Genomic DNA, 24851 nt, shown 5'->3' with positions numbered 1-24851 from the left:
CGTTCAGGTCATCAGTTCGATGACCTCGTTCAGTACTCGGTGAGCGTCGCGTTCTCGCCGTCGTTCACGACCTCGTGGGGGTCGATGTCGACGAAATCCATGACGGAGTCGTGGATTCCCACCGATTCGACGGTCTCCTCGAGCGCCGAGAGCACGAGCGCGGGATCGAGGTCGAGCGCGTACTCGCGGTACGTCCCGCCCCGACGGCCCTCGTTGCGCTCCGTGACGCTGATGATGCCGAGCATCGCGAGTTCGCTCAGGTGGTCGCGCATCCGTCGCGGAACGAGCGGATCGCGGTTCGCGAGCTCCGCGAACCGCGTGTACCGTGGCCTGACGTCACGGGACCGCACCGGCGTCTCCCCTTCGAGGTCGAGCGTGACGAGCGCGTACAGGACGAGGTGTCCGTGCTCGGTGAGCCCACCGATGCCCTCCTGGATGCGGCCGCGCTCCAGTTCGTCCCGTCCAGCCTCCACGTGGTCCGCGGTGACCGTCTCCGTTCCCGCCTCCCGCGCCATGTCGCCGGCACTCATCAGGAGGTCGAGGCTCTGTCGAGCGTCACCAGCGTCCTTCGCTCCGTACGCCGCACAGAGCGGGATGACCTCGTCGGCGAGCACGCCGTCGTGGAACGCGACGTCCGCGCGCTGCGAGAGGATCTGTCGGAGGTCGTTCGCGTCGTACGCCGGGAAGTGGATCTCCTGCTCGCAGAGCGACGACCTGACCTTCGGCGACAGGTCGTCGCGGAACGAGAAGTCGTTCGAGATACCGATGATGCCGATCTTCGCGGTCTCCAGGTTCCCGTTCGCTCTCGCTCTCGGGAGTTGATAGAGGATGGAGTCGTCCTCGAGGTGGTCGACCTCGTCCAGGACGACGAGGATGGTTCCGGCGGCCTCCTCGAACTCGCTCCAGAGCATCTCGTAGACCGACGCTCGCGGATAGCCGGTCGTCGATATCTGGTTCGTCTCGTCGCGGAACTCGTTGACGAGCCGGGTCGCGACCTGGTACGACGAGGTGAGGCCGTCGCAGTTGAGCATCGCGACGGTGAGGTCGATGTCGTCGAACTGCGCGGCGTCCTCTCGAAGATGCGCGAGGAGGTATCGGGACGCTGCGGTCTTCCCGACACCGGTCTTCCCGTAGAGGAAGATGTTGTCGGGTTGCTCGCCGTTTATGACGGGTTGGAGGGCCGCCTGGTACGTGTCGAGCTCATCGCTTCGGCCGACGAGTTCCTCGGGTTGGTAGTCCTCCCGAAGTGCGTCCCGGTCGGTGTAGATGTTCGTGTCTCGCTCGAACAGCGCCATCGTATCGAGACGGATGCGAGGGGATACCATAAAACCACCGCGTCCGGAGCGTCCGCGGTTTCCGCTGTTCTCGTTTCTTTAAGTCAAGTGAAGCGACACACTCCCCCCACCGTGTCCGCGGTTATCGGCGAAGAGGGTGGGGAGGGGGGACGGAGACGGGAACTCTAAATAACGGGAAAGTTTATACCCCATGTCGTTCTATTGGTCCGTAGCCTCTCCAAATCCAAGGTTATGATAGATATGAATAATAATATTAGCTAGAGGAGTCTAGCAATCATAGACGTTATTCATTACTTCCTCGTCATTTTCTCTGCTCCGGACAAGCTGCTGTAGATCGACGCAGCACCCCACCCCTGCCCTCTCACCGAGAACTGCGGACAAGGTGGGGTGGGTGTGTCTGGCGTCGTTCGTCGACCTTCCGCTCTGACGAGCAGGACGTTCCACCTCGACAGCCCGTATCGACCGGTCGATCTCAAGCGTGAACAGACACCGGCACGCGTGGGCGGGTCTCGACAAGAGACGGTCGAAGTCCCTACATGAGAAGCTCTTCGCCCCGTCTGGGATACAGCTCCGTGTCTTCACGTCGATCGCGTGGACCGTCCTTGTCATCGTCGACGCCCAAGCATTCCGTCGAAGTCTCGCTCGTCCACCGTGGTCGACGTGGCCCACCGCGGACAACACCACCATGTCCGCTGTTCCAGTCACTGACCCTTGGACAACCCCCCACCACGTCCGCAGTTCTCGCACCGACAACGAGATGCGGAACAGCGGACGTGGTGGAGGGGGCGGACGGAAGCAATCGCGTTCGAACGTTTCACACCTTCATCCGAACCGAAGCAGAACGACACTCGACGAATCACCGGATGACTTCCGTCTCGGTTCGAAGGTAACTCCGACAGTCGAAGGAACGATACCCACCAGGCAGCGGTTCAGTACCCCAGCAACGGGAGCCAGAGCAACCGCGAGAAGCCGATGACGACCGCGAACGTGACAGTGAAGACCGCAACTCGCTTCGCGAAGACCCCGATAGACGCTGCGTCCTCTCTCGGGAAGAGCCCCATCGCCTCGTAGACCTCGTACGAGACGAAGAAGAGCGCCATCCCCCAGAGGACAGCGGTCAGGTGCGCGTAGTACAGATGCGAGATGTACTGACTCTCGAGTCCGAGGAGACCGTGGAAGACGGTCGGGAAGCTGCCACCGGCGACCGCACCCGCGGCGATCGTGACCCAGTAGCTGGCGCTTCCACGAGCGTCGGTCGAGACACTGCCGACGTAGCGAGCGACCAACCGTTCGGTGGGCGTCACTCCGTCTGGGTACTGGTGCTTGAAGTAGGTCATTCCGATGACTACGCCCACGGTCCCGGCAGCGATTCCGACGAGAGTGATGCCGTGAACGGGCCTCCCGGTGAGTGACCCGGCGAGCAGGCGAAGCGCTACGACGACGAACACGACGACGAACGGCGCGGCTGGACGGGAGAGCGGCTCCCATTGCTTTGCGAACGATTGGTCGACCATGTTCCTCGCTTGTTCCTCTACCTACGTCAGTAAGTACCTCATACCGGTTTGATACCGGTCTCTGTGGACGAATACGCGGCCGACGGGCCGGAACTCTCGCCTATCTTTCATTTCGCACTTCCGACTTCCGCCGCGAACGAGCTTGGTCCTGTCAGGTTCGCGCACCGAGCGCAGACCGAGTGTAGAGACGACAGGCCGAGGGGGACGGAATCGACGATCGGGCTCGGTGCCCTCACCCTTCAGTCAACGCACGACGACCGACATATCGCGGTAATCTGCGACTACTTCGACGCGTTCCGACGATTCGCATGACCTGGTACCACAAGTCACGAGAAATCGAAGGCAAGAGGCCGGGATAAGAGAGGCTCGGGTGAAAGAGTTCCGGGTGCGAAAGAGAGTCGTGATGCGTCACGACCGAGTACAGCGCCACCGATTCACGCGTGACAGGAGCCACCGATTCACGCGTGACAGGAACTGGTGGACGCGCGTGACCCACCGATCCGGATCAGTGCGACCTGTGTCCGTGTTCGGGTTCCGAATCGGGCGTGACGTCGTCTTTCGTGTGGAGGAACGCGCCGAAGAGGAGGGGTGAGAAGAGCGCTCCCACCAGCCCCGCGACGAGTCCGTACAGCCAGAGGTCCTCACCGGAATCTGATTCGCCGGCGCTCTCCTGGCCTGCCGCGGCGTTCGGTGAGCCGACGACGACGGCGCCCTTCATGCCCATCGGCTCGTGCGGGCCACAGTAGTACTTCGAGACGCCCTCGGATTCGAACGTTCGTTCGAACGTCGCCCCTTCGTCTCCCTGCATCTTCGACTCGTAGCCGCCGTCGTCCGCGACAACGTTATGGGACCCGCCGGCGCCCGTCCACTCCCAGGTCACCGTCGTTCCGGGGTCGACGCGGACTGCTGCCGGACCGAAGGCGTACGCGCCGTCGTTCCCTTCGGCACCGACCGTTACCGTGACCTCGCTCTCGCCCGTACGGTCGACAGTTCCGTCGAAGTTCCCGACGTTCTCGAACCACCCGTCGTAGTCGATGCGCTCACCGCTCGCGCCGGACCCGTCCGCGGCGTCGTCCGCAGCGCCGCCCGTGGACGGAACGGCCACCTCGCCGTCGCCGACGACGACGGCGCCCTTCATGCCCATCGGCTCGTGCGGGCCACAGTAGTACCGACTGACGCCCGTGTCGTCGAACGACTGCTCGAACGTCGCCCCTTCGTCTCCCTGCATCTTCGACTCGTAGCTGCCGTCGTCCGCGACGACGTTGTGCGACCCGCCCTTCCCGGTCCATTCGAAGACGACGGTCGTCCCGGGGTCGACGCGAACGACGGCCGGGCCGAACGCGTACGAGCCGTTGTTCCCCTTCGCGCCGACCTCGACGGTCACCTCCGAGGCGCCGCGTTCGTCGACGATCCCGTCGAAGTTCCCGACGTTACTCAGCCAGTCCTCGAGGGAGGCGTCCGCCTGCTGACCAGCCGATCCGCTGCTCGCGGCCGCCGGTGCGGTCCCAATCGCAGCTGTCGAGGCCGCTGCGAGCCCTGCTTTCATCACGGTGCGTCTGTCGTACCGCGCGTCGCGGCCGGTGGAGTCGTCGGTCATCGGAGTGTAATCGTCGGTCATCGGTCTGGTGTCGTCTGGTTCTGTGAATCGCGTTCGCCGCCAGGTTCTGTGTCCCGCGTTCGTCGCCGAGTTCGGTGGGTAGTGTCGACAGTCGGAACCGGGTGTTTCACCGGTCTTAGCTAGCGTTTCAGCCCTCGTAGCCCGCGTACTCCATGAGCTGCTTGAAGATGTCCGTGTCCATCGCGTCCTTGTAGACGACGCCGCCGAGCATCCCGCCGGGATAGAAGCTCCCGTTCATCACGTGGTTGACCTTGTGACAGTGCATCAGGTAGATGCCGGGGTCGGCGTCGGCCTCGAACTCGATGGTGTGGCGTTCGGCGGGCGCCATGTTCGTGACGTCCATCTCGTGCTGGGCGGCTTCCGGTATCTTCCCGCCGTCCTTCTCGATGCGCTTGAAGCGATGGTTGTGGATGTGCATCGGGTGACTCATGTAGCCGCCGTTGGCCATGTGGAGGCGGACGGTGTCACCCTGCTCGACGATCACCGGGCTGCCGTCTTCGGGATGGAGCGTGCGCGGCGCGCACTTCCCGTTCACCATGAACGTGTCCGGGTTCCGGTTACGCGGGTCGTAGGACGCGTCCTCGCCGGCCATCTGCCGGGAGAGGCTGGAGTCGGTCTCGCGGAACCCGAGGAAGTACTCCTTGTCAGCGGGCTCGTACCCCTTCGGGTCGACGCGGAAGATACCCCACATCCCCATCTCGATGTGACGTTGAGTCTGGTAGTGGCAGTGATAGATGTGCGTGCCGGGGACGTTCGCGGGGATGTCGTACGTGTGCTTCTCGCCCGGGTCGACCCGGATGCCCGTGGACGTCGGGACGCCGTCGTCCTTCCACTGCTTGGTGACGCCGTGGAAGTGGATGGTGTGCGGGCGCTTCCCATCGGTGTTGTCGAGCGTGACCTCCATGTCCTCGCCCTCGGTCGTCCGGATGATGGGGCCGGGGACGCTCGGGTCGCCGTCGTCCGCGGAGAACGCCCAAACCCGTGGGAGTTCCACGGGACCACCCATGGCGTCGCCGGGATGAGGCTTGTGGACAGCGGGCTGGGACTTCACCGTCACCGAACCGCCCTGTTCGTCGACGTTCACGACCTCGGGCGGACTGGTCTCCGGGAGGTCCGCGGTGGTCGAGCCGACGTCGTTCGTCGTGGTCGTCGTCTGATCCGTCTCGAATGCGGTCGTGCAACCTGCGAGTGCCATCGCACCCATACCACCCGTCGCCGCTACGAATTCGCGCCGCGATACGCCAGTGCCGGGAGCGCCGAAACGATCCGTCATTGTACACCTCCACCTTACGACCCCTACTTGAACCCGGCATCGCTCATTCTCGTCGGCGAAAAACCGTTCTCAGCATGCTGGAATACGACCGGGCTGACCCGAACGGGTTCGGTTCGACCCCTGGGAATGTCGTCGGTCCGGTACCGTTGCGGTCCTCGCGGTCCTCGATTCGATGGACGTGCGAGGGACGGCACGTCGGCAGGTTTTTCAGGGCGCCCCGAGCAGAGCGATACAGATGGTGCGGGACCCGTTCGTTGACGACGCCGAACCGGACCTGCAGGCGGTCCTCGACGCGCTCGACGATCCGAACTGTCGGAAGATCGTGCAAGCGATGTCTGGGGCGATGACGGCGAACGAGGTGTCGGACGAGACCGACATCCCGCTGTCGACGACCTACCGGAAACTCGACCTCTTGACGGAAGCGTCGATACTCGACGAGCGAACCGAGATCCGGTCCGACGGGCACCATACGACGAAGTACGTGCTCGCGTTCGACTCGGTCGAGATCGGGTTGACCGACGACCGCGAGTTCGACGTGAGTATCTCGCGGCCCGCACAGTCGGCGGACGAGCAACTCGCACAACTCTGGAACGAGGTACGTAAGGAAACATGAGCAGTCACACACCGGCCCTGGTCGTTGCACTGAAAGCAATCACGCTGGCTCTCGGAGGGCTCATCTCGTATCTCTCCTATCGCGCGTACCGGCGGACGAGCGCGCAATCGCTCGGGTATCTCGCGGTCGGGTTCGGCGTCATCACGCTCGGGTCGCTGCTCGCGGGCGTGTTCGACCAGTTCCCGACCGGGTTCGAGCGTAACACTGCGCTCGTCATCGAGTCCGCGTTGACGGCTATCGGGTTCGCCATCATCACGTACTCGCTGTACTCCGAGTGACGACGGTCGACCGGTGCGTGCTCGACGCCGGCCGGTTGCTGTGGTCGCCTTCGACCGGTGCGTGCTCGTCGCTGACGGGTTGCTGCGGTCCGCCTTCGACCGGTGCGTTCTCGTCGCTGACGGGTTGCTGCGGTCCGCCTTCGCGTACGAGTCGCGTTCTCAAGGCGGGACGTCGTCTCGAATAGTAGGGGCGTCGGAAGCGGAAGTCGGGTCGAATCGATGGTCGTTCGGATACGGCCGGTGCCAGGGCCGCTGGTCGTTCGAGCGCCCGTTCAGCCGAGGATGTAGTCGAGGCGCGGGTACTTCTCGAGGAGCGTCTGGCCGTCCGCGAACTCGTAGGTCTCGACGTAGCGGTCGAGGCCGATGATGCGGCCGGCGCCGAACGCGGCGATGGCGAGGAACACGATGACGTACGCGAAGTCGCTGTTGACGATGCCGTGTTCGATGCTCCAGTTCCCGAAGTAGAACATCGTCATGATGAACGCGCCCCAGAACGCCGCGAGGCGGACGAGGAGGCCGACGATGAGTCCGAGGCCGATGAGGAGTTCCCCGAAGGGCACGGCGACGTCGACGAACGAGACGAACCAGCTGGTGTCAGCCATCCACGCGAACATCCCCTCGAGGGGGTTGCCGTTCGTGGCGGCGACGCCGGCGAGGTAGCCCTGCGCGGTCCAGCCGGACGCGAGGACCTTGTCGAGCCCCGACGAGAGGAACGCGTACCCGAACACGAGACGGAGTGCGAGGACGAACCACGCGCTCAGTGAGTGTGCCTGGCCGTTGACGGTGATGCCGCCGAGCGTGCTCTCGAACCTGTTCGCGGACTGCTTGCTGGATTGAATGGATGACATAGTGGTTCTCCGAGTAGAGAGACGATACCCGACCCCTTATAAAGAGAACGTGGTTCTCGGGATGAGAGAACCGAGACGCGCCGCGACCGCCTCGCCGCAGACGTGAACCGCGACTCGAACGAAAAGGGAGTACTCGGGAGAGGAAGGGTCGTCCGGACGACGAAGCATTGTCCGGACGCGGAGGGGGATGGAGGCTTCCGGAGGCGCGGCGATGTCAGTCTGCGTTGACCTGGTCGCGGAACTGTTCGCGGACCTTCTTGATCTTCGGGTCGGCGTGGAACGTGCAGTAGCGGTCGTTCGGGTTCTTCTCGTAGTAGTCCTGGTGTTTGGGTTCGGCTTCGTAGAACGTCTCCAGCGGCTCGACCTCGGTGACGATGTCGTCGTCGTACACGTCCTCGTCCGCGAGCCCCGCGATGAACGCCTCGGTCAGGTCGCGTTGGTCGTCGGTCTCGTAGAGGACGATGGAGCGGTACTGCGTGCCGACGTCGGGGCCCTGCTTGTTGAGCTGCGTGGGGTCGTGGATGGTGAAGAACACCCGCAGGAGGTCCTCGTACGCGATGGTCTCCGGGTCGAACTCGACCCGCACGACCTCGGCGTGGCCGGTATCGCCGGAGCAGACGGCGCGGTAACTCGGGTTCTCCACGTGCCCGCCCGCGTACCCGGACGTGACCCCGTGGACGCCTTCGAGTTCCTTCATCGCGGCTTCGACGCACCAGAAGCAGCCGCCGCCGAACGTCGCTATCTCGGTATCGCTCATACGTCGACGTAGGGCTGCGCGGCGTAAAGGCTTGTCTCGCCGGCGGGCCGTTCCGGATTCACAGTCTCGTGCTGGGGGCGACGAACCAGTTCGGTCTGTGCCCAGTATCCGACCGGAAGCGGCTGAATCAGGGCACGGACCCTTCGGTCCAGCTCCTTCGACAGTGAAGAAGAAATATATTACAGCTCCGGGACTGAAAACTTATGTCTCTGTCAAGAGATGCCATCCTCTTCGGGATTGCGCTCGTCGTGTTCGGCGATTGGCTACTGAAGTACGGGATCGATGCATCTCTCCTCCCGATTGCAGGAATTCTCCTCGCTGCGCTCGGGTTCTTGGGAAGCCTGGAAGCTGCGACGTCGTCGGATGATGTCGACGAACGGCCCGCCAGCGACGAGTAACGGTGAAGACCGGGATGGTCTCTCGCTGTCGAACGACGACCGAGACGGTGGACGAGAGTTCGGTCGTGGACTGGCTGTCTCGACGGTGCCAGTTCGCTCGACACCGGAACCGAACCGTGAAGTTCAGGGTCGTCGCCGCGAATCGTCGGATACGAACCGGGGGTTGTCGAACGCGTTCGGCCGTGGCGCTTGCTTGCGGATACCGGTGTTCCGTTGTCGAAGTTTTAAGTAGTAAGCCCGAGTGTAGTTAGGTACCAATGGCCATAGACCCGAACTTCGAGCAGAACCGCGACGTCGTCGAGCAGCACGACGGCCACGACGTATGGGGACCGGTTGACGAACCGGAGGAACTCGGTATCCACGGCACGCACGTGGCGGTGGACTTCGACATCTGTATCGCCGACGGTGCGTGCGTCGAGGACTGTCCGGTGGACGTCTTCGAGTGGGTGGACACGCCCGACCATCCCGAGAGCGAGATCAAGGCCGACCCGGCGAACGAGAGCCAGTGTATCGACTGCATGCTCTGCGTCGACGTCTGTCCCGTCGACGCCATCGACGTCGACCCCGGCCGCGCGGGTCGGAGCTGACGCCCGCTCTCCTGCGGTCGTTCGCGACGACTCCGTACCCTCTGGTCCGGCGACGACTTTTGGCCCGGACAGCAGTGAAGCGGCGGATTCTGATTCGATAGTGGAGCAATCGGTGCTCGTCCGGTAGTAGTGCGACTGCCGGTCGTATGTCGTGGCGACGCGTTGAGACCATCTCGTAGCGCGTCGACGTGGGTGCGTGGCGTGGGGTGTCGCGTACCGCGAGGTGAAGGAACTCGGTTCCGTCCTCGATATATGATACCCACCGACACAGTGATAATCCCTCCGTCCGCCATGCTAGTCGAACACACTCCAGGTGAGATTTAGCATGTATTCCGTCGTACTGACGAAAGGGGTCCCGGACTTCCGCGAGGGGGTGGTGTCGTTCGACGAGGACGGCCACCTCGAACGCGGAGAGACCCCCACGGTGATGAATCCGAACGACAAGCACGCCGCACGAGCGGCGCTCCAGACGAAGGTCCGGCACGGCGGTGACGTCACACTGATGAGTATGGGACCACCGGGGTACGGCGACGTGCTCCGCGAGGGCATGGAGGACGTGTACGGCGACGACTGCGTCCTGCTCTCGGACCGCGAGATGGCGGCGGCGGACACGTGGGCGACCGCGATTACGGTCGCGACCGGCATCCAGAAGCTCGACGAACGACCGGACCTCGTGTTCGCGGGGTTCAAGACCGCTGACGGGGAGACCGGCCACACCGGCCCGCAGGCGGCGTGGTGCATGGACTGGCCGGTTCTCACGCACGTCATCTCGCTGGACGTCGACGAGGACGAGGGCGTCGTTCGCGCGAAACGACTCGTCCAGGGCGACGTCGAGGAGATCGAGACCGTCGAGGCGGAACTGCCGGCGTTCGTCGTCACGGACCCCGAGTTCGAGGCGACGTACCGGCGCGCAGAACACCGCCTGCTGCACAAGGACCTCCGCGAGGAGACCCAGGAGCGCGCCGAGGACCACGAGTCCGTGATGACGGTGTGGGACCACGAGGAGTTGAACCTCGACCCGGACTTCATCGGGCTGGACGGGTCGCCGACGATCGTCGGCGGCGTCGACCCCATCCCGAAGGCGCCCAGCGAGCGGGAGGCGACCGACGTCGACCCTACTGACTCCCAGGGAATGCAGCAGGTCGTGGACGAACTGGCGCCGTACGCGGGAGGTGACTGACGATGGCCGTGTTCGACCCGAACGACTTCGAAATCAGCGAACTCGGCCCGAAGGTGAAGGACGTCGAGGACGCCGGCGACCTGGAGGAGGTCCTCGAACGCGAGAAGGAGGGGAAGAACCGGGACGCGGTGAAGACCCTCGTCCAGAGCCGTATCGACAAGCTCCATGACGAGGACGAGGACGCGATCGACTACACGGAACTGGACCCCGGCGAGTACACCGTCGCGGAGATGGCGAACCTCGTCCGGGACGTCGACGACGCGGACGCGCTCCGCGGGATGCTGGAGCGCGAGGAGGCGGGCGACGACCGGTCGACCGCGAAGGACCGCATCCAGTCCCGGCTCGACCAGCTTGAGTCGAGCGAGGACGGCGAGGAGGCGGAGTACGTCCCGCCCGAGGAGAAGTATCCCGACCTCGACCATCCGACCGAGGACAAGCAGTACGTCCACGGTATCGACGACGGCGACTACCGCGACATGTGGGTGTACTGCGAGACCCAGCAGGGCGAACTCGTCGACGTGAGCCTGGAGATGCTCGGGAAGGCCCGCCAGCTGATGGACGACTACAACGACCAGTACGACGCCGACGAGCGCGTCGTCGCGGTCCTCATGGGTGACGACGTCGAGGGGCACGTCGACGACTGCATCGCGTGTGGCGCGGACCTCGTCGTCGTCCACGAGGACGAGCGGATGGCTCGCTTCCAGCACAAGGCGTACGCGGAGGTGTTCTGTGACATCGTGCGCGGCGACGGCCACGAGTACGGCCGCGAGGACCGGCCCGAGCGCGACTGGCACGACTACGACGAGCCGCGGTACGTGCTGTTCCCGGCGACGAACAACGGCCGCGACCTGTCCGCGCAGGTGCAGGCGGAGCTCGACTCCGGGCTGGCGTCGGACTGCTCGGGGCTGTACATCGAGGACACCGTCATCTCGAACCCGGCGAAGACCGGCGGACAGGGCAAGCGCGAGTTCGAGCGCGTCCTGCACATGAAGCGCCCGGACTTCTCCGGATTCGAGTACTCGACCATCCTCTGTCTGGACAAACCGCATCGGGACTTCCATCCGCAGGGCGGGAGCGTCATCCCCGGGAGCTTCGAGATTCCCGAAGCCGACGCGGAGCGGGAGGGCGAGGTCGTGCACAGCGACCTCGACGCGCCCGACGAGTGGTTCCGCGCCGACGTTCAGGACTTCGACACGCTCGAGGAAGGCATCGACCTGACCGGCTACGACGTCGTCATCGCGCTCGGTCGCGGCATCGGCGACGACCCGACGAAGGGCATCGAGCTCGGGCTCGAACTCCGCGACGCGTTCGAGGACGCCGAACTCGGACTCTCCCGGGGCGTCATCACGTCCTCGTACAGCTTCGACGGCCACGTCGAACAGTACATCGGCGAGGACAGACAGATTGGTGAGAGCGGACAGGTGGTGGAACCCGACATCTACGTCGCTGCGGGCATCAGCGGCGCCATCCAGCACAAGGTCGGGATGGACGAGTCCGACACCATCATCGCGATCAACACCGAACCGGACGCGGACATCCGGGACTTCTCGGACTACTACGTGCACGGCGACCTCTTCGAGGTCCTGCCGCGACTGACCGAGGCGGTCGAATCGGGCGAGCTACGGCTCGACGAGATAGCGGCGAGCGACGACTGACGATCCAAGAACTCCATCATGACTGACGACAGAGAACACTACGAGGCGGTCGTCGTCGGGTGCGGTCCCGGCGGCGCCGCAGCGGCGGCGGTACTGGCGGACAACGACGTCGAGACGCTCGTCCTGGAACGCGGGGTCGAGGCCGGGTCGAAGAACGTCTCGGGCGGCCTCATCTACGCGGAGGAGTCGGCGCCGTACACGATCGACGACCTCTACCCGGGCTTCCGCGAGTACGCGAGCGAGCGCCCGATCACGGAGTACCATATCCACAACGTCGCTGGCAGCAAGGTGAAGTCCTACGACATCACCGGTCTCCACGACCACGACACGGAGTGGTCGGACGCGGTCCTGCGCCGGAAGATGGACTCGTGGCTAGAGCAGCGCGTGCACGAGCGAACTCGCGAGACCGGCGGCGGCGTGGTCACGGGCGTGCACGTCGACGGCCTCATCCAGGAGGACGGCGAGGTGAAGGGCGTCACGTGCGAGGAGCTCGACCCCATCGAGGCGGACCTCGTGGTCGCGGCCGACGGCGTGAACAGCGAGCTGGCGCGCGAGGCGAACCTCATGGACTGGGAAGAGCCCGAGGAGTGGTTCCAGGGCGTGAAGGCGGTCGTCGACCTCCCCGACGGTGCGGTCGAGGAGCGGTTCGGTATCGGCGAGGGCGAAGGTGCGGCCCACCTGTTCTCGGGCGACCTGTTCGAGGGCGTCCGCGGCGGCGGGTTCGTGTACACGAACGAGAGCACGCTCTCGGTCGGGACGGTCTTCCACCTGGACAGTCTCGTCGCTGAGGAGGCGGAACCTCACGAGCTGTTGGACGCGCTCCTGACGCACCCGATGCTCGCGGAGTACTTCGACGGCGAGTACGACGAGCTCGAGTACTCGGCGAAGCTCGTGCCGGACTCGAAGAAGGTCGCGCACACGAGCCCGCATCGCGGTCGACTCCTGCTCGTCGGCGACGCGGCCGGCCAGATGCAGGCCCAGGGTCCCATCATCAAGGGGATGAATCACGCGGTGACGGCCGGCGCGCTCGCAGCCGAGGCGTTCGTGGAATCGCGCGCCCGGAAGAGCCGGAAGACGGAGCCGACCGCGGGCGAGCTCTACGAGCGGAAGCTCCACGACGAGGGCGTGATGGGGAAGCTCCGCCCGAAGCGCTACGAGGTCGCGGCGGCGCTCGGGGAACGGGACGCGGTCACGGACCTCACGGACTCGCTCCTCCAGTCGCCCGTCGGACGGTTCGGGTTGAAGGTCGCTGACAGCCTCGGCGTGATCGAGCGCGCGTACTCGTCGCCGTTCCTGTCGATGCTGATGCCGGACACGAAGACGCCGTACGTGACGCTCCCGACGGTTCTCGGGGATGCGCTCGGCGACCGCGTCACCGCCGAGAACACGGTCGAGCCGCCGGCGCTCGACGACCGCATCGGCGACCTGACGTACGACGTCGGCGACCCGCACATCGAGCTACTGGACGAGTCCTACGCCGCGAGCGGCGCGGCGGTGTCGGCGTGTCCGGTGAGCGCGCAGGACTTCGGCGGCGGCTGTTACCGCTCGGAGACCGTGAAGACGAACGGCAGCGAGGAGGAGGTCGTCTCGCTCGACACCCAGCCGTGCGTCGAGTGCGGGACGTGCGCGGTCGTCGCGGACACCGACTGGAACCACCCCGCGGGGAACAAGGGCGTCGAGTACAAGCAGGGGTGACCGCGGGTGGCCGACGCCGCAGGCGACGGGTCGTCGGACGGCCCTCCGATGGAGCGAGACGATTACGAAGCCCGCGCGTTCGCACTCCGTGAGCGCGCCGCGAGCGCTCGCGAAGGGTTCAACGAGCCCGCGGACCCGCCCGATCGCGACCGAGCGACCGCGTTCGCGCGCGACGGCGTCGGCGAAGCCGCGGCAGTGTACATCGAGGCGCGCACCGAGGACTCGTGGGTGTACTTCGACGGGGACGCGTTCGACGCCCTCGAAACCGGCCTGAACGCGTACCTGGAACTGTTCGCGGCGTGCCACGGCGTCGACTGCAATCCAGGCGTCACCGTCCGCACCGCCGCCGAGACCTTACTGGATACGCACGACGCCGTCGACACCGCCGCCGTCCTCACCGGCGTGGATACGGAACCGCCCGACGACTGACCACTCCCCGCGGGCTACCTGCGTTCGCGCCCCGACGGCGTCCACGTCTCGACGGCGTCCACGTCAGAGTACGCCGGAGCCGTCGCAGTGGTCGCGCGCCTCGCGGACGGCCGCCTTGCGCCCGATGAACGTCAGGTGGTCGCCTCGCTCGATGGTCTCCTCGGGGCGCGGCAGCCGGTTCTCGCTCGCTCGCGCGATCAGCGCCAGATGACAGTCCGCCGGGAGCTCGGACTGGAGGTCCGCGACCGACGTCCCGACCACTCGGTCGCTCGTCACCTCGACCTCCTGGACGTCCCCCTCGCCGTCCAGTTCCGTCATCCAGCGCGCGATGCTCGGTCGCTCGATGACGTTGTCCATCGACCACGCGATGGACATCCCGCTGGAGATCGCTTCGACGTCGAGGTCCTCGAACGCGTCGACGTTGTCGGGGTCGTTGACCCTGGCGACGACGGTCTCGACGTCGAAGGTGTTCCTCGCGAGCTGCCCGATCAACAGGTTCACGTCGTCGTCGGCCGTCGACGCCGCGATCACCTTCGCGTTGTCGGCGCCCGCGCGTTCGAGCACGTCCTTCCGCGAGCCGTCGCCCTTGTGGACCGAGAACCCATCTCTCCGGAGGTCTTCGACGACCGCGTCGTCGGATTCGACGATCAGCACCTCTTCGCCGCGGTCCTCGAGTCGCTCTCCGAGCGCCCGACCGACGCGTCCGCCCCCGACGATTATCGCTCGCATCGGAATCACGTTCAACCCTTGCGCGATGTGACGCGCCAGCCCACCTTCAATCACCACGGTCGCGAGGATCACGAGGAACACCGCGCCGACGAGCGTCTTCGCCGCGGGGTTCTCCGGCCCGAGTTCGAGTGCGAACAGCGTCGCAACGCTCGCCGGGATGATGCCACGAGGACCGATGGCGGCGATGTAGAGCCGTTCGGCGAACACGAACCGGTCTCCGGCCGTGCACAGCAACACGAGCGCGGGGCGAACGACCGCGGCGATCGCGACGACCGCCACGACCCCGCCCAGGCCAAGCCCGGTCAGGTCGCTGAGCGTGAGGAGCGACGCGAGCGTGATGAACACGAACGTCAGGACGACGAGCGTGACGTCGCCTTTGAACTGCTCGATCTGCTCGCGGTACGGCAGCGAGACGTTCCCGAGGACGAACCCGGCCGCGGCCACGGCGGCGATACCTGACTCCGACCCGAGCTCGCCCGCGTTACCCGTCTCCGCGGCCAGGATTTCCGCGAGCCCGTACGCTCCCAGCGCCGCGATGAGGACGATGAGGCGAGCGTTCTGCGGCGCGTTCTCGACGGAGAGGTGGACGTGATTGAGGAGGTACCAGACGACGCCGGCGACGACGCACCCAACGAGCACGCCGAGCCCCAGTCGCACCGAGAACTTCTCGACCAACGTCGGCAGACCGCTCGAACCCAGGAGGACGTACTCGAACATCACGAGCGCGAGGATCGCTGCCGTCACGTCGTTCACCACGCCTTCCGTCTCGAGCGTCGACGCGACCCGGTCCCTGACGGGAACGATGTCCATGATGGGCGTGATGACCGTCGGCCCGGTCGCGACGAGCAGGGAGCCGACGAGGAACGACACGTCCCACGACGCCCCCAGTGCGTACCGGACGACGACGGCGGTGCCGACCAGCGAGACGAACGCCCCGACGGTGACGAGTCGCAGGGTCTCCCGCGGTGCCTCCCGCAGTCGGTCGAGGTGCAGGTGGAAGGCGCCCTCGAAGACGATGATTGCGACGCTCAGACCGACGATCGCGGAGAGCGCATCGCCGAAGATGGCCGGGTCGACGAGGCCGACGCCTTCGGGACCGACGACGACCCCCGCGATGATGAGGAAGAGGACGCTCGGGACCTTGAGTCGGTCCGCGACGACCTGCGCCGCCACTCCGATACCCAGTATCGTGACGACGACCGCGACGATCTCGATGGAAGCACTCATCGTCGATACTCGACGGACGGAACGGACTCAGTCGCGGCTGTCATCGTGTCCCTCTGACTCGGTTACGAAGAGTGGACGCCAGCTATATCCCTCTTTGCCTCTCAGCGACCTGTCGCGCTGCGGAATCCGCGGAAGGCCTGTCGTTCGAGTGTTGGAGTCTCTCGGGGTCAGACGCGTTCGAGCGTGAACGCGACGACGTACTCGAGCTCGACGCTCGGCCCATGCGGGGCGTGCGAGTACCCGACGCTCCCCGAGACCTCGTACCTCCCCGGGCCCGGCGGGACGGTCTCGTCGGGGTACGTTCCGGTCGTACTCGGGAGGATTTCGTACTCGCGGACGACCGAATCACAGGCCTGGATGCCTGTCTGGACGCCGATGTCACAGCGGATCCAGTCCCCGTCCCGGCGTCCGAAGCACCCGTCCGACTCCTCGACGTAGTCCCGCCAGAGGATGAACCGTTCGTCGCTACCGCCGCCACTGTTGCCGTCGCCAGTGCCACCGTCCCCGTCCGCGAGTACCGGGCGAAGCATACTGAACGGCGGCACCGCTCCGGACGTCACCGCGAGTTCCTCCTCGCGGGCGTTCGCGAGCCAGAGCGCGACCGTCCCCGGCGAGTTCGGCGTCACGTAGCGGTTCGCGACGCCAGCGCCGAACTCGATAGCCGGCGGGTCGTCCACGGGGAACTCGTGGAGAGCGACGCCGACGTGCGTGTACGTGTCGCCCTCGGAGACGCCCGTGACGAAGTCGACGCGCTCGACGGTCTCGCGGAGATCGTTCGGCAGTTCGTCCGCGCGCCACGCACCGGTCTCGACCGCGGTCCGGATCGCCTCGCGGACCGTCGCGTCGTCTATCTCGGAGATGTCCTCCACGACGATCTCGTCGTCGCCGTTCTCTCGTTCGCGCTCGACGGCGGCCTCGGAGTAGAACGCGTCCGGTTCGAGGACGAACCGCGTCTCGGGGCGGTCGTAGCTCGTCGACGTCACCACGTCGCGGACGACGAACTCCGCGTCCTCGGGTGCCTCGTCGTGGTCGCCGTCCGTGCCGACGTCCGCGACGTCGAACGTCGGCGTCGACGGCTCGCACGTCGAGACCGAACCGTCGCTCGTCGCCACGTCCGTCCGCGTCCCCGATTCGGTCGGGTCGTCGCGTGCGTCTGTTCCGTTCGTCGTCGGTCCGCTCCCGGCCGGGTCGAGACATCCGGCGAGCGCGCTCGTGGCCGCGCTCGACCCGAGAGCGGCGAGGAGGGCACGGCGTCGCATACCGCACACTCGTCTGGCCGCTGATAAGTGCCTTCGGGACGGTGAAAGGACGATTTTGGTCGAGGCATGCTCTTCCGAGGGGCGGTCGGTGGAGGGCAGGTTACTTGTGCCGTCCGCGCCGAGGTGGAACGAATGGCGCCTTCGCACGTACTCGTCCCGCTGGACGGGTCGCCGCTGTCGGACGCGGCGCTCGACCACGCGCTGGAGACGTTCGACTGCGACGTCACCGTCCTGAACGTCGTCGTCCCGCTCGACGCGCCGATGAGCGAGGGCGGTATCCTCGACGACGTCACCGATAGCGGCCGCGAGGACGAGGCCCGCGAGCGCGCCGAACGCCTCGTCGACCGCGCCCGGGACCGCGCCGCCGAGGCGGGGCGAGACGTCGACACCGCCGTCGAATCCGGCGACCCCGCCGAGACCATCGTCGAATACGCCGAGGACAACGGGGTCGACCACGTCGTCATGGGCGGCCACGGCGGGAACTCCGGGCTCGCGAGCCGATTGCTCGGCACCGTCGCGACGACCGTCGTCGCCGAGGCACCGACGACCGTCACCGTCGTCCGCGAGTGAGGGAGTGATGATAAGCGGAACCGTCGTCCGCGAGCGAGGGATGCTCGTGGCGTCCGGCCGCGTTCGCCGGCGGGGTTCTCAAGCCGTTCGAGGACGCACGTGTGAGTATGACTGACGCGATACGACCGCTGTCGCTGTCGCTCTCCGACGCGTGCTTCCTGCACTGGCCGGTGCCGGCCGACGCCGTCCGACCGCTGATCCCGGAGTGGACGGACCCGGACACGTTCGACGGGACGGCGTGGGTGTCCGCGGTCGCGCTCTCCATCGACCGCCTCGACGCGTTCGAACTCCCCGTGCGGGAGGGACTGGAGGCGGTGAGCGTCCGGACGTACGTGGATACCCCCGGCGGCGACCGAGCGGTGTGCTTCCTCTCGCTTGACGTGACCGACGGACTCGCGGCGGACGCGGTACGGCGCGTGTTCCGCCTGCCGGCCAGTCGCGCGACGGTCCGCCGGCGGCGCGACGGCGACCGCACGGAGGTCGTCGCTCGGCGACGGGGCGGCGAGCGCGGACGACTGACCGTGACGTTCGAGCCGGTCGGCGACCCGGGCCGGACGGCGCCGGACACGCTCTCGTCGTTCCTCGTCGACCGGAGTCGCTACGTCGCGACCGGACCGCTCGGGACGCAACTCGTCGGGAGCGTCGGCCACTCGCCGTGGCGCGTCCGGTCCGCGGACGCGACCGTGACCGAGCGCTCGCTGCTCGCGCCCGTTGGCGTCGACGCGACCGCCGACCCGTCGCTCGTCCACCACAGCCCCGGCCTCGACATGACGGTCGGCGCGCTCGTCCCCCGCTGAGGGACGTCATCAGCCGCCGAGGACGGCGGCGAACGCGGTGTAGACGCCGAAGCCGACCGCGACCGACGAGAACAGCGTGAGCAGCCAGAACGCGACGGTCGTGAGGAGCTTCCGGCGCGAGACGCCGGCGGTCCCGCCGGCGAGACCGCCGCCGATGACGCCGCTGATGATGATGTTGTTGAACGAGATTGGGATACCGAGGACGATAGCCGCCTGCGCGATGACGAATCCCGGGACGAGCGCGGCGATGGACCGCCGGATGCCGAGCTGGGCGTACTCGCGGCTCGTGGCCTGGAGGAGCCGCGGGGCGCCCATCCACGCGCCGCCGAGGATACCCGCGGAGCCGATGGCGAGCAGGACGATACCGGGGAGCCCCAGCTCCGCGCTGTAGAGGTTCTCGAGCGGCCCGGTCGCGAGCCCGACCTGGCTGCCGCCGCTGGAGAACGCGACGATGCTCCCGAGCACGAGGAGGAACGTCTTCACGCCCTTGTCGACCGACGCCTGCGTGCGTCGGCGGATGAACTGGAAGCTCGCCGCGGCGAACGCGACCGTGAGGACGACGACGAGGACGTCGACGCCTTCGATGGTCGGACTGTCGACGAAGCTCGCGCCGTACGCCGCGAGACTCCCCTGGGTCGCGTCCCCGGGTGCGGGGATGACGCTCAGGCGGACGTTCGCGACGATACCGCCGACGAGAGCGGCGAGGACCGGGATGCCGACGGTGTCGGGGACGTCGTCGCGTCGAAGGAGCGTCGCGGTGAGGTACGCGAGCCCGCCGGAGACGGGTGGCACGAGCACCCAGAACGTCGCGATACGCTGGTACGTCGAGATGGCGGGGTCACCGCCGAGTCCGAGGCCGACGCCAACCATCGCGCCCGTCGTGGCGAACGCCGCGGGGACGGGATAGCCGGTGTAGATGCCGAACGCCATGAAGCCGGTCGCGGTGAGGAGACCGGCTGTGGCGCCGAGGCTCGTGATGGCGACGCCGTCTATGAGGCCGGCGCCGACGGTCTCGGAGATACTGCCGCCCTGCGTGAGCGCGCCGAGAGCGGCGAGGATGCCGATGAGGAACGCCGCTCGCATCGTGGAGATGGCGTTAGCGCCAATCGCTGGCGCGAACGGTGGCGAGTTCGAGTTCGCGCCGAGCGCCCACGCGGTGACGAGGCTCGTGACCGTCGCGAGCGCGACGAGCGCCCAGAAGACGGCGTCTACCATCGGAACCACCGGAGGCCGGTTCGCGGCGGAACCACGGGCATTGTCTTCGCCTCGCCCGCCTCCGGCAAGTAGTTACCGCAGGTGCGTTCGGCGGACGCGAGCCGCTGCCGGACTCCCGCTGGAGGTCCGCGACCGATCCGATTGTCAGACCGTCCCGGGCGTCGGTCGGAGCGCGTTGGTCCAGCGGTACTCGTCGTGGTTGGGTTCGATGGCGATTCCCGCGGTCCGGCGAACGGGATAACAGTCAAGTAACGCCCCGTGGTAACACTGGTCATGGAACTGACTGGCAAGCTCGAGTTCGATCACGCGGACCGGGAAGCGATCTACGACTACGTCGAATCGCACGGGACCGTCAGGTACGAGAAACTCCGGAAGTCGGTCGGGCTGGACGAACGAGCGTTCGGGCACCACGTCGCCATCCTGAAGCGGAACGGCGTCCTCGAGGAGGCCGACCGCGATCACCTCCGCATCGCGTTCGAATCCGGCGCCGAGGAGGAGTACGAGAGCGGCGAGGTGGCGTTCACCATCCGGCAGGCGCGCGAGGAGGACCTCACGGGGCTCGTCGGCGCGATGCGCCAGACCGTCGAGGGCGGTGATTACGTGGAGGCGGAGTCCGTCGCACAGATTCTCGAGGAAGAGGGCGTACTCCTCCGGCACAACGAACTCGAGACGCGCCTGTTCTTCGTCGCGTGCGTCGACGGCGAGGTCGTCGGGTGGGTACACGTCGACCATCCCGAGGTCGAGAAACTCAGTCACACCGCCGAGCTCACCGTCGGCGTCCTCGAGGAGTACCGCGAGCACGGCATCGGGTCGCACCTCCTGGAGCGCGGCGTCGAGTGGGCGGCCAGCGAGGGCTACGAGCGCCTCTACAACTCCGTTCCGGCGACCAACGAGGGCGCAATCACGTTCCTGGAAGGCCAGGGGTGGGAGACGGAAGCCGTGCGCGACGACCACTACAAAATCGAGGACAGGTACGTGGACGAGGTCATGATGGCGAAGTACCTCGTCTGACGGCATCGACGCGCCGGCGACACACGACCTCTCGAATCTTTCGAACGGGCGAGCGACTGCCTCGTCGACGCGACGACGGCCTCAGGGGAGTTCGTCGCTCGCGTCGGGGAGGGCGTCCGCGACGACGCCGTCTCGTCGGGCGAGGACGCGAGCGTGCGGGGCGCAGACGACGCGGTTCTCGGCCCACGGGACGTGGAGTTCGAACGCCGCACCACGCTCGCAGCCCGATTCGGTACACGTTGGCACGGGCGTACCGAGGACGTGCAGTGACAAGGAACCTTCCCCGCGACCGACCCCATCCTGTCCGGAGTTCCACGCGAGACCACGCGCCCTCGACGGGCACGCCCGTGCGGTTTCGACCCTCACCGAGTCCGTCGTTCCACGCCCGCACTCGACCCACACCGACCGGTCCGCGGTTCGACGGCGCCACGAGCACGAAAAGAGACGGAGGAGGCGGTGCCAGCACTCGCCCCACCACCCCGTCACGTCCGCAGAAAACCCACCGAAAGCGCGGGGTCGACCGACGACCTCGTCGCACTCACACCACCGCGTCCGCCGTACTCGACGCAGCACGGTCGCGTCGGTACACTCATCCCGCGACGGGACCACGATACGAGCATGACAGAGCGGTCCGTCACCGTCATCGCCCTCGTCCTCGTCGTCGCCCTCAGTGGGTGTCTCTCCGCTGGCATCGACGCGAGCGGTCCGGGCGCGAACGACGGCAACGGCGACCGGGTCGGGACGGCCACCGACTGGACGGTCGAGGTCGTCGCGGTCGTGGACGGCGACACCCTCAAGGTCGAGTTCCCGGACGGACGCGTCGAGAACGTCCGCCTGCTCGGCGTCGACACCCCCGAAGTCCACACGGGAGTGACACCCGACGAGTTCGAAGGCGTCCCCTCGACCGACGACGGCGAAGCGTGGCTCACGGACTGGGGGCACAAGGCCAGCGAGTGGATGCGTCAGCGCGTCGCCGACGCCGAGGTCCGCATCGCGACCGACCCGGAAGCCGACCGCAGGGGCTCGTACGGCCGCCTCCTCGTGTACGTCCACGTCGACGGCGAGAATGTCAACGCCGAACTCCTCACGCAAGGGTACGCTCGCATGTACGACAGCGAGTTCGCGGAACGCGACCGATTCGCGAGCCTCGAGGCGACCGCCCAGTCACAGGACGCCGGCCTCTGGGCGTACACCGACGGCGCGGGTGGTGAGGGAGCAGTCAGTGGCGACAACGGCGGTGCCGTCGGCGACAGCGGCCTCGCGGTCGCGACCGTGCACGCCGACGCCGACGGCCCCGACGGCGACAACCTGAACGACGAGTACGTCGTCCTCGAGAACCGCGGCGACGACACCATCGACCTCTCCGGGTACACGATTCGCGACGACGCCAACCACGCGTACACGATTCCGGCCGACGTCACGCTCCGTCCCGGCGAGCAACTGACGCTGTTCACCGGGAGCGGGAGCGCGTCCGGGGGATCGCTGTACTGGGGCGCGAGCAGCCCGATATGGAACAACGACGGCGACGCCGTCTACGTCGAGACCACGAACGGGACCACCGCCGTCGAGTACGAGTACTGACTCGAACCGCGACGGGCGACGCCGCGCCGAGTCCCGGCCGCAGCGACGTCGCAGGACTGAAGCCCGCGGTCGCGAACGTACGACCGTGTCCTGGACGCTCCTCGTCGTCGCCGGCCTGTTCGAGATCGCATGGGCCATCGGTCTCCAGTACTCCGACGGCCTCACGAAGCCCGTGCCGACGCTCGCGACCGCGGTCGCGCTCCTCGCGAGCATGGTCCTCCTCGCTCGCGCAGTACAGGACCTCCCAATCGGGACCGCGTACGCCGTCTGGACCGGCATCGGCGCCGTCGGCACCGCCACGCTCGGCGTCGTCCTCTTCGACGAACCCGCATCCCTCGCGCGCGTCGGCTTCATCGCACTCATCGTCTGCGGCATCGTCGGCCTCCACACCGTCAGCGGCGGCGCCTGAACCACGTAGCACCCCCGGCGAACGGGCCCTTTGCCCTTACTGCCGCGACCGGTTCTTGAGTGCCGCGAGCCCCTCGCGTTCGGCCTTCGTCTCCAGGATGCCCTCGACGTACTGGCGGTTGATTTCGTGGCGGCCCTGTTCGTCGCGTTCGAGGACGTTCATCTTCCGGAGTTCGATGATGGCACTGGAGATGCGATGACCGCTCGCCTCCACGAGCGGCTCGACGTCCCGCGTCCGGATCGGGCCGCGGTCCGCGAGCACCGCGAGCACGTCCCACGCGTGCTCGCGACGACAGTTCGACTCGCGGATGGCGGCCTCGACCTTCTCCTCGATGGGGGCCTCGTGCAGGAGGTCGATCGTCGACACCGACGCCAGGTCGCCGCCGGCGCCGTCGTCCTCGCTCAGCCGGCGCTGCAGTTGCTCCAACGCCATCTCGAGGAACGCGATGCGGTCCGCCTGGTCGGAGATGACCTCGCCCTCGTCCGTCTCCGACTCCAGTTGCTCGGTCTTCTGCCGCTCGTCGCCGAGCTCCGCGCGCATCGACTCGACCTCCGCCTCCAGTTCGTCGACGCGAGTCGCCAGCTCGTCGCGCTCCTCCCGTAGTTCGTCGCGCTCCGTCGCGACCTGTTGCTTCTCCGCGGCGAGGGCCTCCACGCGGTCCTCCAGGTCCGCCTTCGCCGTCGCCAGGTCGTCCAGGCGCTCCTCGAGCTCGCGCGCTCGCTTCCGGAACTCGTTGCGCTCGTGCTCGATCTCCGCGTTCGACTTCTCGCGATCCGCCTTCTCGCCCTCGAGCTCGTCAAGGGTCTGCTGGTCGTCGTCGCTCGGCGCCGTGATGCCCGTGTTCCCCGCGATGGCGTCCGCCATCTTGGTCGCCGCCTGCGAGACGTCCCGCGCGTCCGCCAGTTCGTCCTCCAGGGTCTCGATGCGTTTCTCCTTCTTCTCGATCTCCGCCTCCAGCTCCGCGACGCGGTTCTCGTGCTCCTCCTTGTCCTCCGTGATCGACTGGAGGTCCCCGACGAGGTTGTCGCTCACCGACTTCAGCTCCGGGCGCTCGAAGTCGTCCAGGCCGGGGGTCGCGCCCGCGTCGAACGTCCGCTTCCGGCGGAACTGCACCGTCCGCAGGTCCGCCTCCGCCCAATCGGTCTGCATGAACGCTTGCCCGTCGTCGAGGTCCGTCACGCGGTCGGCGTACTCCGACCCGATGATGCGCCCGACGACGTTCGTGTCGTTCTCCCACGTGAGCCGATGCCAGACGAGCCAGTTCGCTTGCGTGATGAAGTCCTTCTTGACGTCCGCGGGCCGCTGACTGATGCCGACGATGCCCAGGCCGTGCTTGCGGCCGCGTTTCCCGATCTTGATGAGCATCTTCCCCGTCTCGTCCATCCCGCCGCCCTCCGGGATGTACTCGTGGACCTCCTCGCAGACGAGCAGGAACGGCTTCTTCAGCTTCTTCTCCTTCGCGAACAGGTGCCGCGCGGTCTGCAGGATGAGTTCGTTCGAGACGTCCTCGTCGAGGTACCCGGAGACGTCGAGGATGACCGGGATGTTCTCGTTGAGCGCCATGTCCGCGACCTTCTCCGCGTGCTCGGGTGCCACCTGGATGTCGCACTCCTCGTCCGCGCCGACGTGCAGGAGCTCGTACTCCTCCTTCAGCCCGTAGTACTCGCCCTCGCAGTCGATGATGAGCATCGGGAACCCTGCGTCCAGGAGTTCCTCGCAGACGACGCTCGCCGTGTTCGACTTCCCGCTCCCGGACTTCCCGGTGACGAACCCGCGCCCGGTCAACAGTTCCACGACCGGTAGTTCGACGGCGTCGCCGTCGACCGTCTCACCCACTCGGATCGTCCGCGTCTCACTCATCGACCATCACCCGTGCACCCGGTTCCATCGTCCGCAGACAGACACCCCCACAG

24 protein-coding genes are annotated in these 24851 nt (G+C 66.7%); 13 read left to right on the top strand and 11 right to left on the bottom strand.

Annotated features, from left to right (window positions below; all coding sequences use genetic code 11):
• Positions 1–29 precede the first annotated feature (29 nt).
• The 4 genes from SM754_RS10045 to SM754_RS10030 form a co-directional block, all read right to left on the bottom strand.
• Positions 30–1295 carry a Cdc6/Cdc18 family protein gene (locus SM754_RS10045; RefSeq protein WP_323676307.1) on the bottom strand — a complete coding sequence of 422 codons (1266 nt, stop codon included), beginning with the start codon at positions 1293–1295 and terminating at the stop codon, positions 30–32.
• Positions 1296–2224: 929 nt separating this feature from the next.
• On the bottom strand, positions 2225–2809 hold the full coding sequence (locus SM754_RS10040) for a hypothetical protein (RefSeq protein ID WP_323676091.1): 585 nt from the start codon (positions 2807–2809) through the stop codon (positions 2225–2227).
• A 505-nt stretch (positions 2810–3314) separates the two neighbouring features.
• Positions 3315–4427, bottom strand: coding sequence for a halocyanin domain-containing protein (locus tag SM754_RS10035; RefSeq protein WP_323676090.1), 1113 nt, complete (start codon positions 4425–4427; stop codon positions 3315–3317).
• A gap of 127 nt (positions 4428–4554) precedes the next feature.
• On the bottom strand, positions 4555–5700 hold the full coding sequence (locus tag SM754_RS10030) for a multicopper oxidase domain-containing protein (protein ID WP_323676089.1): 1146 nt from the start codon (positions 5698–5700) through the stop codon (positions 4555–4557).
• A gap of 235 nt (positions 5701–5935) precedes the next feature.
• Between SM754_RS10030 and SM754_RS10025 the strand changes: the two genes are divergently transcribed.
• Both SM754_RS10025 and SM754_RS10020 read left to right on the top strand, forming a co-directional pair.
• Positions 5936–6313, top strand: a complete 378-nt coding sequence (locus tag SM754_RS10025; RefSeq protein WP_323676088.1) for a helix-turn-helix domain-containing protein — start codon at positions 5936–5938, stop codon at positions 6311–6313.
• A complete protein-coding gene (locus SM754_RS10020; RefSeq protein ID WP_323676087.1) occupies positions 6310–6591 on the top strand; it encodes a DUF7521 family protein in 282 nt (93 codons plus the stop codon). The genes SM754_RS10025 and SM754_RS10020 overlap by 4 nt, the downstream gene beginning before the upstream one ends.
• 272 nt (positions 6592–6863) lie before the next feature.
• On the opposite strand, the gene SM754_RS10015 is transcribed toward SM754_RS10020, so the two are convergent.
• On the bottom strand, positions 6864–7439 hold the full coding sequence (locus tag SM754_RS10015) for a DoxX family protein (protein WP_323676086.1): 576 nt from the start codon (positions 7437–7439) through the stop codon (positions 6864–6866).
• Positions 7440–7653: 214 nt separating this feature from the next.
• Complete coding sequence (gene msrA / locus SM754_RS10010) at positions 7654–8196, bottom strand: peptide-methionine (S)-S-oxide reductase MsrA (RefSeq protein ID WP_323676085.1); 543 nt, start codon at positions 8194–8196, stop codon at positions 7654–7656.
• Positions 8197–8399: 203 nt separating this feature from the next.
• Between msrA and SM754_RS10005 the strand changes: the two genes are divergently transcribed.
• The 6 genes from SM754_RS10005 (at position 8400) to SM754_RS09980 (ending at position 14140) form a co-directional block, all read left to right on the top strand.
• Positions 8400–8594, top strand: a complete 195-nt coding sequence (locus SM754_RS10005) for a hypothetical protein (RefSeq protein WP_323676084.1) — start codon at positions 8400–8402, stop codon at positions 8592–8594.
• 257 nt (positions 8595–8851) lie between these two features.
• Positions 8852–9181, top strand: coding sequence for a 4Fe-4S dicluster domain-containing protein (locus SM754_RS10000; RefSeq protein ID WP_166042126.1), 330 nt, complete (start codon positions 8852–8854; stop codon positions 9179–9181).
• 325 nt (positions 9182–9506) lie between these two features.
• Positions 9507–10361 carry an electron transfer flavoprotein subunit beta/FixA family protein gene (locus tag SM754_RS09995; RefSeq protein WP_323676083.1) on the top strand — a complete coding sequence of 285 codons (855 nt, stop codon included), beginning with the start codon at positions 9507–9509 and terminating at the stop codon, positions 10359–10361.
• 2 nt (positions 10362–10363) lie between these two features.
• Positions 10364–12016, top strand: a complete 1653-nt coding sequence (locus tag SM754_RS09990; RefSeq protein WP_323676082.1) for an electron transfer flavoprotein subunit alpha/FixB family protein — start codon at positions 10364–10366, stop codon at positions 12014–12016.
• An 18-nt stretch (positions 12017–12034) separates the two neighbouring features.
• A complete protein-coding gene (locus SM754_RS09985; RefSeq protein WP_323676081.1) occupies positions 12035–13711 on the top strand; it encodes an FAD-dependent monooxygenase in 1677 nt (558 codons plus the stop codon).
• 48 nt (positions 13712–13759) lie between these two features.
• Positions 13760–14140, top strand: coding sequence for a DUF8055 family protein (locus tag SM754_RS09980; RefSeq protein ID WP_323676080.1), 381 nt, complete (start codon positions 13760–13762; stop codon positions 14138–14140).
• 63 nt (positions 14141–14203) lie between these two features.
• Here SM754_RS09980 and SM754_RS09975 read toward each other — a convergent pair whose 3' ends face one another.
• Complete coding sequence (locus tag SM754_RS09975; protein WP_323676079.1) at positions 14204–16096, bottom strand: cation:proton antiporter domain-containing protein; 1893 nt, start codon at positions 16094–16096, stop codon at positions 14204–14206.
• A gap of 167 nt (positions 16097–16263) precedes the next feature.
• Positions 16264–17355 carry a hypothetical protein gene (locus SM754_RS09970; protein ID WP_323676078.1) on the bottom strand — a complete coding sequence of 364 codons (1092 nt, stop codon included), beginning with the start codon at positions 17353–17355 and terminating at the stop codon, positions 16264–16266.
• Between the two features lie 132 nt (positions 17356–17487).
• On the opposite strand from SM754_RS09970, the gene SM754_RS09965 reads away from it, so the two are divergent.
• Together SM754_RS09965 and SM754_RS09960 are read left to right on the top strand one after the other, a co-directional pair.
• Positions 17488–17925, top strand: a complete 438-nt coding sequence (locus SM754_RS09965; protein ID WP_323676077.1) for a universal stress protein — start codon at positions 17488–17490, stop codon at positions 17923–17925.
• Positions 17926–18032: 107 nt separating this feature from the next.
• Complete coding sequence (locus tag SM754_RS09960) at positions 18033–18722, top strand: YqjF family protein (protein ID WP_323676076.1); 690 nt, start codon at positions 18033–18035, stop codon at positions 18720–18722.
• A gap of 9 nt (positions 18723–18731) precedes the next feature.
• On the opposite strand, the gene SM754_RS09955 is transcribed toward SM754_RS09960, so the two are convergent.
• Positions 18732–19937 (bottom strand): inorganic phosphate transporter, encoded by a 1206-nt coding sequence (locus SM754_RS09955; protein ID WP_323676075.1) that lies wholly within the window; start codon positions 19935–19937, stop codon positions 18732–18734.
• Positions 19938–20210: 273 nt separating this feature from the next.
• Here SM754_RS09955 and SM754_RS09950 point away from each other — a divergent pair, with 273 nt between their 5' ends.
• On the top strand, positions 20211–20948 hold the full coding sequence (locus SM754_RS09950; RefSeq protein ID WP_323676074.1) for a GNAT family N-acetyltransferase: 738 nt from the start codon (positions 20211–20213) through the stop codon (positions 20946–20948).
• An 81-nt stretch (positions 20949–21029) separates the two neighbouring features.
• On the opposite strand, the gene SM754_RS09945 is transcribed toward SM754_RS09950, so the two are convergent.
• The gene (locus SM754_RS09945) at positions 21030–21194 is read right to left on the bottom strand and encodes a DUF8014 family protein (RefSeq protein ID WP_323676073.1); all 165 of its coding nucleotides are present in this window, start codon (positions 21192–21194) and stop codon (positions 21030–21032) included.
• A 372-nt stretch (positions 21195–21566) separates the two neighbouring features.
• Here SM754_RS09945 and SM754_RS09940 point away from each other — a divergent pair, with 372 nt between their 5' ends.
• A complete protein-coding gene (locus tag SM754_RS09940) occupies positions 21567–22529 on the top strand; it encodes a lamin tail domain-containing protein (RefSeq protein WP_323676072.1) in 963 nt (320 codons plus the stop codon).
• 85 nt (positions 22530–22614) lie between these two features.
• The gene (sugE, locus tag SM754_RS09935) at positions 22615–22938 is read left to right on the top strand and encodes a quaternary ammonium compound efflux SMR transporter SugE (protein ID WP_323676071.1); all 324 of its coding nucleotides are present in this window, start codon (positions 22615–22617) and stop codon (positions 22936–22938) included.
• Positions 22939–22974: 36 nt separating this feature from the next.
• On the opposite strand, the gene SM754_RS09930 is transcribed toward sugE, so the two are convergent.
• Positions 22975–24798 (bottom strand): helicase HerA domain-containing protein, encoded by a 1824-nt coding sequence (locus tag SM754_RS09930; RefSeq protein ID WP_323676070.1) that lies wholly within the window; start codon positions 24796–24798, stop codon positions 22975–22977.
• Positions 24799–24851 lie beyond the last annotated feature (53 nt).

Origin of the sequence: Halorubellus amylolyticus (assembly GCF_034808145.1) — an archaeon.
Taxonomy (GTDB): Archaea; Halobacteriota; Halobacteria; order Halobacteriales; family Natrialbaceae; genus Halorubellus.
Note: the sequence above shows the minus strand (reverse complement) of the source record. Positions and strands in the feature narration are given on the sequence as shown.

Bases quoted from the DNA above. Each gene is read 5' to 3' on its own strand.
- SM754_RS10045 (WP_323676307.1), bottom strand. From the start codon at position 1,295: ATGGCGCTGTTCGAGCGAGACACGAACATCTACACCGACCGGGACGCA.
- SM754_RS10040 (WP_323676091.1), bottom strand. From the start codon at position 2,809: ATGGTCGACCAATCGTTCGCAAAGCAATGGGAGCCGCTCTCCCGTCCA.
- SM754_RS10035 (WP_323676090.1), bottom strand. From the start codon at position 4,427: ATGACCGACGATTACACTCCGATGACCGACGACTCCACCGGCCGCGAC.
- SM754_RS10030 (WP_323676089.1), bottom strand. From the start codon at position 5,700: ATGACGGATCGTTTCGGCGCTCCCGGCACTGGCGTATCGCGGCGCGAA.
- SM754_RS10025 (WP_323676088.1), top strand. From the start codon at position 5,936: ATGGTGCGGGACCCGTTCGTTGACGACGCCGAACCGGACCTGCAGGCG.
- SM754_RS10020 (WP_323676087.1), top strand. From the start codon at position 6,310: ATGAGCAGTCACACACCGGCCCTGGTCGTTGCACTGAAAGCAATCACG.
- SM754_RS10015 (WP_323676086.1), bottom strand. From the start codon at position 7,439: ATGTCATCCATTCAATCCAGCAAGCAGTCCGCGAACAGGTTCGAGAGC.
- msrA (WP_323676085.1), bottom strand. From the start codon at position 8,196: ATGAGCGATACCGAGATAGCGACGTTCGGCGGCGGCTGCTTCTGGTGC.
- SM754_RS10005 (WP_323676084.1), top strand. From the start codon at position 8,400: ATGTCTCTGTCAAGAGATGCCATCCTCTTCGGGATTGCGCTCGTCGTG.
- SM754_RS10000 (WP_166042126.1), top strand. From the start codon at position 8,852: ATGGCCATAGACCCGAACTTCGAGCAGAACCGCGACGTCGTCGAGCAG.
- SM754_RS09995 (WP_323676083.1), top strand. From the start codon at position 9,507: ATGTATTCCGTCGTACTGACGAAAGGGGTCCCGGACTTCCGCGAGGGG.
- SM754_RS09990 (WP_323676082.1), top strand. From the start codon at position 10,364: ATGGCCGTGTTCGACCCGAACGACTTCGAAATCAGCGAACTCGGCCCG.
- SM754_RS09985 (WP_323676081.1), top strand. From the start codon at position 12,035: ATGACTGACGACAGAGAACACTACGAGGCGGTCGTCGTCGGGTGCGGT.
- SM754_RS09980 (WP_323676080.1), top strand. From the start codon at position 13,760: ATGGAGCGAGACGATTACGAAGCCCGCGCGTTCGCACTCCGTGAGCGC.
- SM754_RS09975 (WP_323676079.1), bottom strand. From the start codon at position 16,096: ATGAGTGCTTCCATCGAGATCGTCGCGGTCGTCGTCACGATACTGGGT.
- SM754_RS09970 (WP_323676078.1), bottom strand. From the start codon at position 17,355: ATGCGACGCCGTGCCCTCCTCGCCGCTCTCGGGTCGAGCGCGGCCACG.
- SM754_RS09965 (WP_323676077.1), top strand. From the start codon at position 17,488: ATGGCGCCTTCGCACGTACTCGTCCCGCTGGACGGGTCGCCGCTGTCG.
- SM754_RS09960 (WP_323676076.1), top strand. From the start codon at position 18,033: ATGACTGACGCGATACGACCGCTGTCGCTGTCGCTCTCCGACGCGTGC.
- SM754_RS09955 (WP_323676075.1), bottom strand. From the start codon at position 19,937: ATGGTAGACGCCGTCTTCTGGGCGCTCGTCGCGCTCGCGACGGTCACG.
- SM754_RS09950 (WP_323676074.1), top strand. From the start codon at position 20,211: ATGGAACTGACTGGCAAGCTCGAGTTCGATCACGCGGACCGGGAAGCG.
- SM754_RS09940 (WP_323676072.1), top strand. From the start codon at position 21,567: ATGACAGAGCGGTCCGTCACCGTCATCGCCCTCGTCCTCGTCGTCGCC.
- SM754_RS09930 (WP_323676070.1), bottom strand. From the start codon at position 24,798: ATGAGTGAGACGCGGACGATCCGAGTGGGTGAGACGGTCGACGGCGAC.